The sequence below is a fragment of the Streptococcus oralis genome, from assembly GCF_001588645.1.
Lineage (GTDB): Bacteria > Bacillota > Bacilli > Lactobacillales > Streptococcaceae > Streptococcus > Streptococcus oralis_AB.
In genome coordinates, this window is sequence record NZ_LAYF01000003.1 from 172,986 (window position 1) to 189,385 (window position 16,400).

Annotated in this window: 14 protein-coding genes; all 14 read left to right on the top strand. The window is 38.7% G+C overall.

Annotation, left to right across the window (positions count from 1 at the left end):
• Positions 1-18 precede the first annotated feature (18 nt).
• The 14 genes from gyrA (at position 19) to A0739_RS02365 (ending at position 16,396) form a co-directional block, all read left to right on the top strand.
• Positions 19-2,487, top strand: a complete 2,469-nt coding sequence (gyrA, locus tag A0739_RS02300) for a DNA gyrase subunit A (protein ID WP_061586924.1) — start codon at positions 19-21, stop codon at positions 2,485-2,487.
• Entirely contained in the window at positions 2,487-3,242 is a 756-nt protein-coding gene (locus tag A0739_RS02305; RefSeq protein ID WP_061586925.1) for a class A sortase, read from the top strand. The genes gyrA and A0739_RS02305 overlap by 1 nt, the downstream gene beginning before the upstream one ends.
• 198 nt (positions 3,243-3,440) lie before the next feature.
• Positions 3,441-4,238, top strand: coding sequence for a formate/nitrite transporter family protein (locus A0739_RS02310; protein ID WP_000254787.1), 798 nt, complete (start codon positions 3,441-3,443; stop codon positions 4,236-4,238).
• 150 nt (positions 4,239-4,388) lie between these two features.
• Positions 4,389-5,669, top strand: a complete 1,281-nt coding sequence (locus tag A0739_RS02315; RefSeq protein WP_061586926.1) for an O-acetylhomoserine aminocarboxypropyltransferase/cysteine synthase family protein — start codon at positions 4,389-4,391, stop codon at positions 5,667-5,669.
• Between the two features lie 94 nt (positions 5,670-5,763).
• Positions 5,764-7,038 carry a DUF2130 domain-containing protein gene (locus A0739_RS02320; RefSeq protein ID WP_061586927.1) on the top strand — a complete coding sequence of 425 codons (1,275 nt, stop codon included), beginning with the start codon at positions 5,764-5,766 and terminating at the stop codon, positions 7,036-7,038.
• A gap of 11 nt (positions 7,039-7,049) precedes the next feature.
• Positions 7,050-7,928, top strand: a complete 879-nt coding sequence (gene truB / locus A0739_RS02325) for a tRNA pseudouridine(55) synthase TruB (protein WP_061586928.1) — start codon at positions 7,050-7,052, stop codon at positions 7,926-7,928.
• A gap of 206 nt (positions 7,929-8,134) precedes the next feature.
• Positions 8,135-10,240, top strand: a complete 2,106-nt coding sequence (locus A0739_RS02330) for an AAA family ATPase (protein ID WP_061586929.1) — start codon at positions 8,135-8,137, stop codon at positions 10,238-10,240.
• Between the two features lie 26 nt (positions 10,241-10,266).
• Entirely contained in the window at positions 10,267-11,418 is a 1,152-nt protein-coding gene (locus A0739_RS02335; protein WP_231082559.1) for an HNH endonuclease signature motif containing protein, read from the top strand.
• 576 nt (positions 11,419-11,994) lie between these two features.
• Positions 11,995-12,633: a uridine kinase gene (gene udk, locus A0739_RS02340; protein ID WP_001181376.1), complete on the top strand. Its 639-nt coding sequence runs from the start codon at positions 11,995-11,997 to the stop codon at positions 12,631-12,633.
• Positions 12,634-12,761: 128 nt separating this feature from the next.
• Entirely contained in the window at positions 12,762-14,102 is a 1,341-nt protein-coding gene (gene xseA / locus A0739_RS02345) for an exodeoxyribonuclease VII large subunit (protein WP_061586930.1), read from the top strand.
• Positions 14,080-14,292, top strand: coding sequence for an exodeoxyribonuclease VII small subunit (locus A0739_RS02350; protein WP_061586931.1), 213 nt, complete (start codon positions 14,080-14,082; stop codon positions 14,290-14,292). Before xseA ends, A0739_RS02350 begins: the two co-directional genes overlap by 23 nt.
• The gene (locus A0739_RS02355) at positions 14,289-15,164 is read left to right on the top strand and encodes a polyprenyl synthetase family protein (RefSeq protein ID WP_061586932.1); all 876 of its coding nucleotides are present in this window, start codon (positions 14,289-14,291) and stop codon (positions 15,162-15,164) included. The genes A0739_RS02350 and A0739_RS02355 overlap by 4 nt, the downstream gene beginning before the upstream one ends.
• Complete coding sequence (locus A0739_RS02360; protein WP_061586933.1) at positions 15,157-15,972, top strand: TlyA family RNA methyltransferase; 816 nt, start codon at positions 15,157-15,159, stop codon at positions 15,970-15,972. Before A0739_RS02355 ends, A0739_RS02360 begins: the two co-directional genes overlap by 8 nt.
• Positions 15,965-16,396: an arginine repressor gene (locus tag A0739_RS02365; protein WP_001034410.1), complete on the top strand. Its 432-nt coding sequence runs from the start codon at positions 15,965-15,967 to the stop codon at positions 16,394-16,396. The genes A0739_RS02360 and A0739_RS02365 overlap by 8 nt, the downstream gene beginning before the upstream one ends.
• The last annotated feature ends 4 nt before the right edge of the window (positions 16,397-16,400 follow it).

Genomic DNA, 16,400 nt, shown 5'->3' on the forward strand with positions numbered 1-16,400 from the left:
GAAATGAGGCATTTATGAATGCAGGATAGAAATTTAGTGAATGTCAATCTGACAAAGGAGATGAAGACCAGCTTTATCGACTACGCCATGAGTGTTATCGTAGCGCGTGCTCTTCCTGATGTTCGAGATGGCTTAAAACCAGTTCACCGTCGTATTCTATACGGAATGAATGAACTAGGTGTTACTCCAGACAAACCCCATAAAAAATCAGCCCGTATTACAGGGGATGTTATGGGTAAATACCACCCTCACGGAGACTCGTCTATTTATGAGGCTATGGTTCGTATGGCCCAGTGGTGGAGCTATCGTTACATGCTCGTTGATGGGCATGGAAACTTTGGTTCTATGGACGGGGATGGTGCAGCCGCACAGCGTTATACTGAGGCACGTATGAGCAAGATTGCTCTGGAAATGCTTCGTGACATCAATAAAAACACGGTTGATTTCGTAGACAACTACGATGCCAATGAACGTGAACCCTTGGTTTTGCCAGCTCGTTTTCCAAACCTTTTGGTCAATGGGGCAACTGGGATTGCCGTAGGGATGGCTACCAACATTCCTCCTCACAACCTAGGTGAAACCATTGATGCCGTGAAGCTAGTCATGGACAATCCAGATGTGACTACTAAGGACTTGATGGAAGTCTTGCCTGGTCCAGACTTTCCAACTGGTGCCCTTGTTATGGGGAAATCAGGTATTCATAAGGCCTACGAAACTGGTAAAGGCTCTATTGTTCTTCGTTCTCGTACTGAAATCGAAGAAACTAAGACTGGCCGTGAACGAATCGTTGTAACGGAATTTCCATACATGGTCAACAAAACCAAGGTCCATGAGCACATTGTTCGTTTGGTTCAGGAAAAACGGATTGAGGGCATTACAGCAGTACGTGATGAGTCCAACCGTGAAGGCGTTCGCTTTGTAATCGAGGTTAAACGCGACGCGTCTGCCAACGTTATCCTCAACAATCTTTTCAAGATGACCCAGATGCAAACCAACTTTGGTTTCAATATGCTGGCAATTCAAAATGGCGTACCAAAGATCTTGTCCCTTCGTCAAATTTTGGATGCTTATATCGAACACCAAAAAGAAGTGGTTGTTCGTCGTACACATTTTGACAAGGAAAAAGCAGAAGCGCGTGCGCACATCTTAGAAGGTCTTCTAATTGCACTTGACCATATCGACGAAGTGATTCGTATTATCCGTGCAAGTGAAACAGATGCCGAAGCACAAGCTGAGTTGATGAGCAAGTTTAAGCTTTCAGAGCGTCAAAGTCAAGCTATCCTTGATATGCGTCTTCGTCGTTTGACAGGATTGGAACGTGATAAGATTCAGTCTGAATATGATGAATTAATTGCCTTGATTGCAGATTTGGCTGATATTCTTGCCAAACCTGAGCGCGTGGCGCAAATTATCAAAGAGGAATTGGACGAAGTCAAACGCAAGTTTGGTGACAAGCGTCGTACGGAGTTGATGATCGGAGAAGTCTTAACTCTTGAAGATGAAGATTTGATTGAAGAAACGGATGTCTTGATTACCCTATCTAACAAGGGCTATATCAAACGTTTGGACCAAGGTGAGTTCACTGCTCAAAAACGTGGTGGCCGTGGGGTTCAAGGTACTGGGGTTAAGGATGATGACTTTGTGCGTGAGCTGGTTTCAACCAGCACCCATGATCATCTGCTCTTCTTTACTAATAAAGGACGTGTCTACCGCCTTAAAGGTTATGAAATCCCTGAATATGGTCGTACCGCTAAGGGATTGCCAGTTGTCAATCTATTGAAGTTGGACGAAGGTGAGAGTATTCAGACCATTATCAACGTTGAGTCTGAACGTAGTGATGACGCCTATCTCTTCTTCACAACCCGTCACGGTATCGTGAAACGAACCAGTGTTAAAGAGTTCGCTAATATTCGTCAAAATGGACTTAAAGCTTTGAATCTCAAGGATGAAGATGAACTGATTAATGTCTTGCTGACAGAAGAAGATACCGATATCATCATTGGTACCAAGTTTGGTTATTCTGTTCGCTTTAATCAGTCAGCTGTTCGTGGCATGAGCCGTATCGCGACAGGTGTCCGAGGAGTTAACCTTCGTGAAGGTGACACAGTAGTTGGCGCTAGCGTGATTACAAACCAAGACGAAGTTCTTATCATCACTGAAAAAGGATATGGTAAACGTACACTTGCTACTGAATATCCTACTAAGGGCCGTGGTGGTAAAGGGATGAAGACTGCCAATGTTGCTGAGAAGAATGGTCCTCTGGCAGGTCTCCTTACTGTTAAAGGAGATGAAGACCTGATGATTATCACAGATACAGGTGTCATGATCCGTACAAATGTTGCCAATATTTCACAAACTGGACGCTCAACTATGGGAGTTAAGGTGATGCGTCTAGATCAGGATGCTAAGATTGTGACCTTTACAACGGTTGCTGCGGCAGAAAAAGAAGAAGTTGGGACTGAAATTGAAACAGAAGGTGAAGCATAATGTCTCATAAAAAAACGAAAAATAAAAAGAGTAAGAAAAACAAGCGCAGAAATCTATTTATCAATATTTTAGCGGGTTTCTTAATTCTTTTATCGCTAGCTTTAATTTTTAATTCAAAGATTCGCGATATCTTTTTGGTCTGGAATACCAATAAATACCAAGTCAATCAAGTCACTAAGGAAAATATAGATGAAAATCTAAAAACCGAAGGGAATTTTGATTTTGACTCTGTTAAGTCTATTTCATCCGAAGCTGTATTGGCTTCACAATGGGATGCTCAGAAACTTCCCGTTATTGGAGGTATTGCTATTCCCGAAGTAGAGATTAACCTCCCTATTTTCAAAGGGTTGGATAATGTAAACTTGTTCTACGGAGCAGGGACCATGAAACCAGACCAAAAAATGGGAGAAGGCAACTATTCTCTAGCCAGTCACCATATCTTTACTGCTGAAAATGCCAGTCAAATGCTCTTCTCGCCTTTGGTCAATGCCAAAGCAGGTATGAAAATTTACCTGACGGATAAGGATAAAGTTTATACTTATGAGATTACAGAAGTAAAACGTGTTACACCAGACCGTGTAGATGAAATCGAAGATCGTGATGGCGTAAAAGAGATTACTTTGGTTACTTGTGTTGATTATAATGAGACCGAGCGTATAATCGTCAAAGGAATCTTTAAAGACTCAAAAGCTTATTCTGAGACTTCTGAGGATATTTTGAAGGCCTTTAATCAACCGTATAGACAACGTTATTAAGAATGAATGAACCAGTGAAGTGCTATTTCACTGGTTTTTATGTTAACAAAATAGGATCAAAATAGTTCTTATGAAAAGGGTTTGTAAGCTTTACGATAAAGATTTTTAAGATAAATGTTTTAGAAATTCACAGAAAACGCTTTCGAGAAAACAAGAATTATGTTATAATTATCACAAATAAAAGTTTAGGAGTTTTTTATGGTCTCTTCAGAATTTATTTCAAAGATTGAATTTGCTTGCAAGAAGAAAGAAAGTCTTTATAGCCAAAGTAAGTTTAAGTATGCGATTCGTTCCATGTTTGCAGGTGCTTTTCTAACATTTAGTACGGCTGCGGGCGCAGTTGGGGCTGACTTGATTAATAAGATCGCTCCAGGTAGTGGACGTTTTCTCTTCCCATTTGTTTTTGCTTGGGGATTGGCCTACATTGTTTTCTTGAATGCTGAACTGGTGACTTCAAATATGATGTTTTTGACAGCTGGTAGTTTCTTGAAAAAAATCTCATGGAGAAAAACAGCTGAGATTTTGCTTTACTGTACCTTGTTCAACCTTATCGGAGCCTTGATAGCAGGTTGGGGCTTTGCCCACTCAGCAGCCTATGCAAATCTAACACATGATAGCTTCATTTCAGGGGTTGTAGAGATGAAGTTAGGTCGTTCCAATGAGCTAGTCTTGCTTGAAGGTATTTTAGCCAATATCTTTGTAAACATCGCCATTCTTTCATTCGTTTTGGTGAAAGACGGTGGGGCTAAACTTTGGCTTGTTTTGTCAGCAATTTACATGTTTGTATTCTTAACAAACGAACACATTGCTGCGAACTTTGCTTCTTTTGCGATTGTTAAGTTCAGTGTTGCAGCTGATTCAATTGCTAACTTTGACATACCTAATATTCTTCGTCACTGGGGTGTAACCTTTGTCGGAAACTTTATCGGAGGAGGTCTCTTGATGGGCTTGCCATACGCCTTCCTCAATAAAAATGAAGATACTTATGTCGATTAAAGAAATGAGCACGAGTGAATCGTGCTTTTTTGTTTGATGTGTAAGACTAGTCATAGTTGTTCCTTATATCAAAATATAGAAAATCAGTATTGGAAAAGACTAGCCCAAGATGATACAATATCCCTAATGAAGCTATTTGGAGGTCGTCTTATGACTCGTGATTTTAAATTTGAAACTCTACAATTACATGCTGGGCAAGTAGTTGATCCAGCGACCAAATCTCGTGCAGTACCGATTTATCAAACAACATCCTTTGTTTTTGATGACACGCAGGAAGGTGCTGATTTGTTTGCCTTGAGAAAACCAGGGAACATTTATACTCGTATTACCAACCCTACAACAGCGGCATTTGAAGAAAGAATCGCTGCTCTTGAAGGTGGTGTTGGAGCACTAGCGACAGCATCAGGTATGGCTGCTGTAACCTACACTATTTTGGCGCTTGCTCACGCAGGTGACCATGTGGTGGCTGCGTCAACTATTTACGGTGGGACCTTCAATCTCTTGAAGGAAACCCTTCCTCGTTATGGAATCACAACTACCTTTGTCGATGTGGATAATTTGGAAGAAGTGGAAGCAGCTATCAATGACAATACAAAGCTTGTCTTGATTGAAACCTTGGGGAATCCCTTGATTAACATTCCTGACTTGGAAAAATTGGCTGAGATTGCGCATAAACACCAGATTCCTCTCGTTTCGGACAATACTTTTGCCACACCATATTTGATTAACGTCTTCTCTCACGGTGTAGATATTTCCATTCACTCAGCAACTAAGTTTATCGGTGGGCATGGTACGACTATTGGAGGAGTGATTGTCGATAGCGGTCGTTTTGACTGGGCAGCTTCAGGGAAATTCCCTCAATTTGTTGAGGAAGACCCAAGTTACCACAACTTGAGCTATACTCGTGATGTGGGTGCAGCAGCCTTTATTATCGCTGTTCGTGTTCAATTGCTCCGTGATACAGGTGCTGCCTTGTCACCATTTAATGCCTTTCTCTTGCTCCAAGGGCTTGAAACTCTCTCTCTTCGTGTTGAACGTCACGTGCAAAATGCAGAGAAAATTGTTGATTTCCTTGTAAATCATCCTAAGGTAGAGAAGGTAAATTATCCAAAACTAGCGGACAGTCCTTACCATGCCTTGGCTGAGAAATATTTGCCAAAAGGTGTTGGTTCAATCTTTACCTTCCATGTCAAAGGTGGAGAGGTAGAAGCCCGCAAGGTGATTGATAATCTGGAAATCTTCTCTGACCTTGCAAACGTAGCAGATGCCAAATCGCTTGTTGTCCATCCTGCGACAACCACTCACGGTCAGTTGTCAGAAAAAGACCTAGAAGCAGCAGGTGTTACACCAAACCAAATCCGCTTGTCTATTGGTCTTGAAAATGTAGAGGATTTGATTGAAGATTTGCGTTTGGCCTTGGAAAAAATTTAAAGTAACAGATATAAACAGTGGGTTTCGACTCACTGTTTTTGATTTTCCCTCAGGCATGATATAATGGTTACAGAAGTCTAGAAAGAGGAAAGTTATGAACGAAATCAAATGTCCCAACTGTGGGGAAGTCTTTACAGTAAATGAAAGTCAGTATGCCGAACTTTTATCCCAAGTGAGAACGGTTGAGTTTGATAAGGAATTGCACGATCGCATGAAGCAGGAGCTGGCCTTGGCTGAGCAAAAGGCCATGAATGAACAACAGTCTAAACTGGCTCAAAAAGACCAAGAAATTGCGCAATTGCAGAGTCAAATCCAAAACTTTGATACAGAGAAAGAATTGGCTAAGAAAGAAGTTGAACAGACAAGCCATGAGGCCTTATTAGCAAAGGACAAGGAAGTGCAGGCCTTGGAAACCCAATTGGCTACCTTGCGTTTAGAGCATGAAAACCAACTCCAAAAGACTCTCTCTGATTTAGAAAGAGAGCGTGATCAGGTCAAAAATCAGCTCCTATTGCAAGAAAAGGAAAATGAGTTATCTTTGGCTTCTGTTAAGCAAAATTACGAAGCTCAGCTCAAGGCAGCCAGTGAACAGGTCGAGTTTTACAAGAATTTTAAAGCTCAACAATCCACAAAAGCTATCGGTGAAAGCCTGGAACAGTATGCAGAGAGTGAGTTTAACAAGGTTCGTAGTTTTGCCTTTCCAAATGCCTACTTTGAGAAGGATAACCAGCTCTCTGCGCGTGGATCTAAGGGGGACTTTATCTTCCGTGATTTTGATGAAAATGGTCTAGAATTCATTTCCATCATGTTTGAAATGAAAAATGAAGCGGATGGAACAGAGAAGAAGCATAAGAACTCGGATTTTTACAAAGAATTAGACAAGGACCGTCGGGAAAAGAACTGTGAGTATGCCGTTTTGGTGACCATGCTAGAAGCAGATAACGACTACTTTAACACAGGGATTGTTGATGTCAGCCACGAGTATGAAAAGATGTATGTGGTCCGTCCTCAATTCTTTATTCAGTTGATTGGGCTCTTGCGTAATGCAGCGCTTAATTCACTTAAATACAAGCAAGAGTTGGCCTTGGTTCGAGAGCAAAATATCGATATTACACATTTTGAGGAAGATTTGGATGCCTTTAAACTAGCCTTTGCCAAGAACTACAATTCAGCTTCAACTAACTTTGGTAAAGCTATTGATGAAATTGACAAGGCCATCAAACGGATGGAAGAGGTTAAGAAATTCCTAACCACATCCGAAAACCAACTCCGCATCGCTAATAACAAATTGGAAGATGTTTCGGTTAAAAAATTGACCCGAAAAAACCCAACTATGAAAGCCAAGTTTGATGCGCTGAAGGGGGAGTGAGAAAAAAACACATGAACGGTATTATCAATTTAAAAAAAGAAGCGGGGATGACCTCGCATGACGCTGTTTTTAAGCTGCGTAAGATTTTGGGAACCAAGAAAATTGGTCATGGTGGGACCTTGGATCCAGATGTGTTGGGTGTTTTGCCCATTGCGGTGGGCAAGGCGACCCGCATGGTCGAGTTCATGCAGGATGAGGGTAAGGTCTATGAGGGGGAGATCACTCTTGGTTATTCAACGACGACTGAGGATGCCAGTGGAGAAGTGGTCGCAGAGACACCTGTTTTGTCGCCCTTGGATGAAACCACTGTCGATGAAGCGATTGCGAGTCTGACTGGGCCTATTACTCAGATTCCGCCTATGTACTCGGCTGTCAAGGTTAATGGTCGCAAGCTTTATGAGTATGCGCGTGCTGGTCAGGAAGTGGAGCGTCCAGAACGTCAGGTGACTATTTATCAATTTGAACGGACAAGTCCGATTTCTTATGAGAGCGAACTTGCGCGTTTTACCTTTCGTGTGAAATGCAGTAAGGGGACTTATATCCGTACCTTATCGGTTGATTTAGGTAAGAAGCTGGGTTATGCGGCCCATATGTCCCACCTAACACGTACTAGTGCAGCTGGTTTGCAGTTAGAAGATGCCTTGACTTTGAAAGAAATTGCTGAAAAAGTAGAGGCAGGGCAACTGGACTTTCTCCACCCTCTTGAAATTGGAACAGGGGACCTTGTCAAAGTTTTCCTAACTCCAGAAGAGGCTACAGAAGTCCGCTTTGGTCGTTTTATAGATCTAGAACAATCGGATAAGGAGTTAGCTGCCTTTGAAGATGATAAATTGTTAGCAATTCTAGAAAAACGGGGCAATCTCTACAAGCCAAGGAAAGTTCTATGCTAGTCTTTTTTCTTATACAACTTATCATTATTAGATTTAAGAAGATATGACGGAGTGATTGTTTATTAAGTGTTAATAATACAAGATCTAAATAATATTCATCTCGAAAAGGTAAGTACTCAAGCTATATTACATATAATATTAAACAAACTAATTCTTTTATAAATATATTTTGATATAATAATAAAAAAGAAAGGAATTGCTTTATTATGACTGTTAGCGGAATTATTGAAAAAATTAGGAGTGAATACTCTGAAATTGATTGGTTAAAAAGTAGAAGTAGTTTTTATAAAATAATTAAACAAGGAATATTAGTTCAGTATGACATAAAGGAATTAGAAAAAAAATATGAAAAAAGTAATTTTTTAATTATTAATAAGTTTGCAGAGTCAGCAATAAATTGGAATTCTGATTTAGAAAATTATTTTGTTATCACAGAGTTGACCGATACTCCTAAAACTGGAAATATTGAAATTACAAAAAATAATAAGTTAACAGAATTCGAAAGTCTTATTGGACAAAGTTACTTTACCATTACACAAGACTTCTTCACATGTCATTTTATAAAAGTTGAAAAGAATAGTGAGGAGTATTTGGTAGCCTTGCAGAAGGTTATTTCTTTGAGCTTTGATGATTTTGTAGAACAGATGTGTTTAGAAACGAGTACTTGGGATGATTATGGATATAAGTTAGTTTTTAATCTTAAAATCTGGGAACAAATTTTTGAGCTACGAGTTAATCCGAATAATAATGCTACTAAAGATTATTTAAAAAATGGCAGAGGAGAATATCCCCATGAGTTTTTTTGTTCCTTGGGTGAAGCGACGTATTATGAATTTTTAAAAAAATATCTTTCTTATAAAGATCGCCAAAGATGGTTCGCTCGATCTAGAGATCTCGCTTATAACACGAGTGTATTGGATAGGTTTGCTAAAAAATATTTATTAGAGTCGGATTTAAAAGATGAAAATCTTGTTTTTAATCCACCTAATGGTAAGTTTCATAGTTTTTTGTATAATTCGTTTTTAAGAACAACTACTTTAAAAGAAATTAAGGAAGTATTTCATCCATTAACCGTTTTTGGATATACTGATTCTATGGTGCATTATTCTGAGAAAGAAACAAATATAAAGAAGGCGGTAGACGACAGAGTAGAATCTATAAATTATAGTTTCGATGAAGATGGTATAGATAAAGGGGAATTAAATTTCATAAAAAATAGAATGTCAGATTTGCCAATGAATGTCTTTGCAATAGTTGGTGGAAATGGTAGTGGAAAATCCTACAAAATCAACCAAATAATAAGAGAACATATGGAGGGTGACAATAAATTTTCACAAATTCTTCACTTTTCATTAAGTCCATTTGACAATAAAATTTGTTTTAATAGACATGGTAAGCGAGAGGAGATTAGTGATAAAGGAAAAGATTCAGATGGTGAAATAATTTATGAGAAAGTAGGATTTGTTTCTGTGAAGCATCCTCCAATTTTAGAACTTTTAAAGAAAGCCCCTGATGATTGTAAGAAATATATACATAGCTTATTAAAAGATTATCTTGATAATAATAATCTTAGAGATGATTATGTGGAGAATATAAGCATAAAAGAAAGTTTTATATTCTATATTCAAAATCTATTACTTGATTTAATTGCTTCTGAAGAAAAGTTAGAAATGTGGGGACAATGCTTGGAATTCTTTAAATTTGAATCTTGGGTAGATGAAATTCAGGATGCTTTTCTAGATAGAGATATTGTAAAAGAAGACCTAGAGAAAATAGACAACCTAAGTTCAGGGCAAGCAACTATTCTTTTATATATTACCAAGCTAGTTTCAAGTATTAATAAAGGAAGCTTGGTGATTTTTGATGAACCAGAAACTTTTATGCATCCACCAATGGTAAAAGCATTTATAAGAGCTGTTTCCAAAATTGTTGTTGAGAGAAGAGCCTTCTGTTTAATTGCTACACACTCGCCAGTAATTATTCAAGAAATTCCCCACTGTAATGTTTATAGACTAGATTATAAACATATGTTAAAATCAATTATTTACAAGACCTATGGACAAAATTTAGATACTCTTTATAAGAATGTATATGGAGTAGAATTGCAACAAACAGGATATAATAGTTTTTTTAACAGTCGAAGAGACGAAATTGTTGAGAGAATTGAAGAAAAAAATTTAGAAGATTTAGAAAAAATTGATCCGTTACCATATTACAAAGATAGACATTATCTAGGAGATGAAGCTTTTCTGAAGTATCTTGTAGTGAAAGATGAGATAGAGAGAGCAGGTGAAGTCTTATCAAAAGAGTAGCCAAAGAATATCCGTCTATAGAAGAAGTGATAAAGGTATTACCAAAAAATTCTGATAAAGAGGCACTTCGTAGTTTTTTAACAGAATTAGATAGAGAATATGAGAATAAAGCTAGTAGTGGTTCGTTGTATGAATTAAATGTTAATCTAATTCGGTCACAATGTGAGATTCAACTTTCTTGGTATGATAGTTATATCCGAAAAGAATCGAAAGGATTATTTCTAAAGTTTCCAGTTGTTGAAAATAGCAATAATCAAGCAATTTGTCCAATTTGTGAAGGAGTATTTTCAACTAAAGTAACACTCGAGCATATTATTCCTAAGAGTGGAAAAGAGAAAAATGGTCAAAAACTTGGTGAACCTAGACTTGCAATTCTACCAATTAATCTAGTCAAATGTTGTGGGGAATGCAATACTTCTAAACATAGTGAAAGGTCTCGAATAAAGGAAAAAAGCGAAATTCATCCTTATTTTGAAGAGTTCGATATTGAGGATTATTTTGAGGTAATATTTGATGATTCAGATAATCGTTTTTTCCCGAGAGTTAATTTTTCTTATGAAAATAATCTTTATCACAAACGAATTAAGAATTTTATTGATAATTATAGTATTGAAAAAACCTACAATCATAGGGTTAAGTTAGAGTTTCAAAAAATTTTGACTACATTAGCAAAAAATCCGCTAACTTTAACAAAATCTATCTTAAAGTCCTACATAAAAAATCTATTAATAACTTATGAAAAATATAGTGAATCTGAAAAGATTGAAGATAAGTATTGGTTTGATCAAAATTATTTTGGATTTCTAATCTGTAAGCATTTAAAAAGCAGAATAGAAAATGATAGTTCTGTTATTTACAAATTAAATTTGGAGATTAACAAAATTCGTAGTAATTCTCAAAATATTATTTTTTCAAATCAAGAATTTCACAATAATATGAATTCTGTACAAACAATGGTGGAATTAGAAGAGTTTATTAAAAATAATTTATATGATTTAAATAAATATTATCAATATATGAAAGAATTCAGTTCTTCAATAAATTTTTCGAATTTATTTAATTCAGACAATGATAGATTCAGAAAAAAACACTTAATAGAGGAAGTTGTTATGTACTATTTAGAAAGTGGAAAAAGTTTTGAACATTTTGAAGAAGATTGTGCTTCTATAATTGGGTGATTATTTAAATTTTGGGATTAAATCCCTTATTTAATATTTTAGTCACTCTATAATTGTTATACTACATCTTCTTAAATTAAGTTTAGTGCTAGTTCATGTATTACGAAAAATTGTAAAAATAGTAATACAAAAAAATAATTTGAGAATACCGAGGAATGCTAGTCGTGGATTTGTAAAATTGAAATCTGAATTAGTAGAAGTTAAAGGAATTATGGATATTGAAAAGGAACTTTTATCCAGAGATAAAACTATGCATTTAAAGTTGGAACTCAAAATAAAACTGGAGAAAATAGCTAAGTTGAGAATAATAAAAACTCGGAAGAGATGAAGCTAAGATTTATGGAGGGAATACTCAAACCTAAATCAGTAATTTAATCAGACACAAAAGATATTAAAATAACAGTTCATAGGAGGAAAAGATAAAATCGACTATAGATGTCAAAATTTTTTCTTAAAAATGTAAAGTCCTTCTATTGAAATTTATCAAACGAGTTCCCGAAATGCTATCCAAATCAGACTATAAATTTTGCAAAAAATATGATAGAATAGACGACGGATAAAAAAACGGAGGATAGCATGCAAAATAGACCAATCATTATCGGAGTGACAGGTGGTTCTGGTGGTGGTAAAACCAGTGTTTCAAGAGCCATTTTATCGCACTTTCCTGATGAAAAGATTTCCATGATTGAGCATGATTCATACTACAAGGATCAGTCTCACTTGACCTTTGAAGAGCGTGTCAAAACCAACTATGACCATCCATTTGCTTTTGATACAGACTTGATGATCGAGCAGATTAAGGAATTGTTGGCAGGACGTCCGGTGGACATCCCGACTTATGACTATACAGAGCATACACGGAGTAGCAAGACCTATCGTCAGGAGCCTCAGGATGTCTTTATCGTTGAGGGGATTTTGGTCTTGGAGGACAAGCGTCTGCGCGATTTGATGGATATCAAGATTTTTGTGGATACGGATGATGATGTGCGCATTATTCGTCGTATCAAGCGTGATATGGAGGAGCGTGGCCGTAGTTTGGATAGCGTGATTGACCAATATCTGGGTGTGGTGAAACCCATGTACCACCAGTTTATCGAGCCGACCAAGCGTTATGCCGATATCGTCATTCCAGAGGGAGTCAGCAATACCGTTGCTATCGACCTTTTGACCACCAAGATTGCAAAGATTTTGGAAGAAGCACGAAACAGCAAATAATCAGATGAGGAGGCCATGCCTCCTTTTTCTATTTTTCCTTTAGTTTCAGTAGGAAAAAGGTGATTTTTAAGCATGTTTTTGGTATAATAATACTCATGGAAAAGCAAGAAAATGAATAGTAGGTGGAGATGGAAAAGTATTTATCGGTAACAACTTTGACCAAGTATCTGAAAATGAAATTCGATAAAGACCCTTACTTGGAACGGGTCTATTTAACTGGTCAAGTTTCCAACTTTCGTAAACGACCTACTCACCAATATTTCTCCTTAAAAGATGACCATGCAGTTATTCAAGCGACCATCTGGTCAGGGATCTATCAGAAATTAGGTTTCGACCTGGAAGAAGGTATGAAGATCAATGTGATTGGGCGTGTTCAGGTTTATGAACCCAGCGGGAGCTACTCTATCATCATTGAGAAGGCTGAACCTGATGGGGTTGGGGCGCTTGCGATTCAGTTTGAACAACTAAAGAAAAAACTAACGGAAGAAGGTCTCTTTCAAGAACGCTTCAAGCAACCTCTGCCCCAATTTTCTAAGAGAATTGGTGTAGTAACCAGTCGCAGTGGCGCGGTCATCCAGGATATTATCACAACCGTGAGCAGACGATTCCCAGGTGTCGATATCCTTCTCTATCCGACCAAGGTGCAAGGAGATGGAGCTGCTGAGGAAATAGCACGAAATATTGCTCGTGCCAATCAGCGTGAGGATCTAGATGTCCTCATCATTGGTCGTGGTGGGGGTTCGATCGAGGATCTCTGGGCCTTTAACGAAGAGATTGTGGTACGATCTATTTTTGAATCCCGTTTGCCAATTATTTCCAGTGTTGGACATGAGACGGATGTGACCTTGGCTGACTTTGTGGCGGATCGCAGAGCGGCGACGCCAACGGCTGCAGCTGAACTGGCAACACCTGTAACTAAGTTGGATCTCTTGACCCATTTGCAAAATCAAGAAAAACGAATGGCAACAGCGGTTCAGAATGTCCTGTCAAGGAAAAAAGAAGCTCTAAAAAAATGCAGTCAGTCGGTCATCTTTAGACAACCAGAGCGCTTGTATGATGGCTATTTGCAACGTTTGGACCAACTGCAACTGCGCTTAAAACAAAGTTTGCGAACACGGATTTCTGATAGCAACCAACTAGTCCAAGCAAGGACGCATCAATTGGTACAATTATCACCTATAACCAAAATCCAACGCTATCAAGACCGCCTAGGTCAGTTGGACAAGCTCCTTCGTAGCCAAATGGCGCTGGTTTATGACGCCAAGGTTGCTGAGGTCAAGCGACTTTCGGAAGCCTTGCTGATGTTGGATACGAGCCGAATTGTGGCGCGTGGCTATGCAATTGTCAAAAAAGAAGAGTCCGTTGTGGATTCGGTTGAGAGTTTAAAGAAAAAAGACCAAGTGACGCTTTTGATGCGAGATGGTCAAGTAGAATTAGAGGTTAAAGATGTCAAAACAAAAGAATTTTGAGGAAAATCTAGCAGAACTGGAAAGCATTGTCCAAAGTTTAGAAAATGGTGAAATTGCTCTGGAAGATGCGATTGCTGCCTTTCAAAAGGGTATGGTCTTGTCAAAAGAACTCCAAGCGACGCTGGACAAGGCTGAAAAGACCTTGGTCAAGGTCATGCAAGAAGACGGAACAGAAAGTGATTTTGAATGAAGAAGCAAGAAAAATTAGCTCTTGTTGAGTTGGCTTTGGAAAATTTTTATGGAGACCAGCAGTTTGCTTCTATTTTACGAGAGTCTGTTCTCTACTCCATTCATGCTGGCGGCAAGAGAATTCGGCCTTTTCTCTTGCTAGAGGTTCTGGAATCCTTGCACGTTACTATTAGACCAGAACATGCTCAAGTGGCTGCGGCTTTGGAAATGATTCATACAGGGAGCTTGATTCACGATGATCTTCCTGCCATGGATGATGACGATTACCGTCGAGGGCGTTTGACAAATCACAAGAAATTTGGCGAAGCGATGGCAATATTGGCAGGTGATGCCTTGTTCCTAGATCCCTATGCCTTAATAGCGCAGGCGGATTTGCCAAGTCAGATCAAGGTGGACTTGATTGCCAACTTATCCCTTGCATCAGGAAGTCTAGGCATGGTTGCAGGGCAGGTTTTAGATATGGAAGGCGAACACCAGCATTTGTCCTTGGAAGAACTCCAGACCATTCATGCCAATAAAACTGGAAAATTACTAGCCTATCCTTTCCAAGCCGCCGCTATCATAGCAGAATTAGCGCCAGAAATCCAAGCAAAATTGAAAACGGTTGGTGAATTGATTGGGCTGGCCTTTCAAGTTCGAGATGATGTGCTGGATGTGACAGCTAGTTTTGAGGAAATCGGCAAGACTCCACAAAAGGATTTGCAGGCTGAAAAATCAACCTATCCAGCCTTGTTGGGCTTGGAAGAGGCCATTGCCTTTTGTAACCAAACTCTGAATCAAGCCGAGGCTAAATTAGAAGAAATTGCCCAGCAGGTTCCCTTTGAAACAGCACCGATTGTGAAAATAGTAGAAAGTTTGAGAATCAATGGCTAAGGAAAGAGTGGATGTACTAGCTTATAAACAGGGCTTGTTTGAAACGCGAGAACAGGCCAAGCGCGGTGTCATGGCTGGACTAGTCGTAGCAGTCCTTAATGGAGAACGCTTTGACAAACCAGGAGAGAAAATCCCAGATGACACTGAACTAAAACTCAAGGGTGAAAAACTCAAGTATGTCAGTCGAGGTGGTCTAAAACTAGAGAAGGCCTTGGAGGTCTTTGATTTGTCAGTCGAGGGAGCGACAACGATTGATATTGGGGCTTCCACTGGAGGATTTACTGACGTCATGTTGCAAAATGGTGCTGAGTTGATCTTTGCAGTCGATGTTGGCACCAATCAGTTGGCTTGGAAATTACGCCAAGACCCGCGGGTTGTCAGCATGGAGCAGTTTAATTTTCGTTACGCTGAAAAGACTGATTTTGAGCAGGAACCGAGCTTTGCCAGTATTGATGTGAGTTTCATTTCCCTCAGTCTGATTTTGCCTGCTTTGCACCGCGTCTTGGCTGATCAAGGTCAAATTGTAGCTCTGGTTAAGCCCCAGTTTGAAGCAGGTCGTGAGCAGATTGGGAAGAATGGAATCATTCGCGATGCCAAGGTTCATCAAACTGTCCTTGAATCTGTCACTGCTATGGCGGTTGAACAAGGTTTTTCAGTGCTTGGATTAGACTATTCACCAATCCAAGGAGGACATGGAAACATCGAATTTCTGGCATATTTGAAAAAGGAAGAGGGAGCAAGTAACCAAGTTGCTCCTGAAATAGAAAAAGTTGTAGAGAGAGCACATAGAGAATTTAAAGATGAATAAAAAAGAGAGACTTGAAAAAATTAGAAGATTTGTTACGGATTACCAGATCGGGACTCAGGAAGAAATTGTTGAGTACTTGAGGGAAGCAGGTATTTCTGCTACTCAAGCTACTGTCTCAAGGGACATCAAAGAACTTGGAATTGTTAAAATTCCTTTGAAGAACAACACCTATATCTATGAGTTGCCAAAATCAATCGTCAAAAGTTTGCAGTTGGCTGAGGATAATATTGTGAGTTCTGAGTTAATGGGAAATATGATCAACCTTTCTGTCATTCCTGGAAATACTATTTTTGTGAAGAGTCAGTTGGTTGAGACATTCTCTGAACATATTTTTAGCTGTCTAGCTGATGATGATTCTATCTTAATTGTAGCTAGAACAGCAGAGGCAGCTGAAGAAATTGTTGAACAAGTCAAAAAATGGTAGGTCA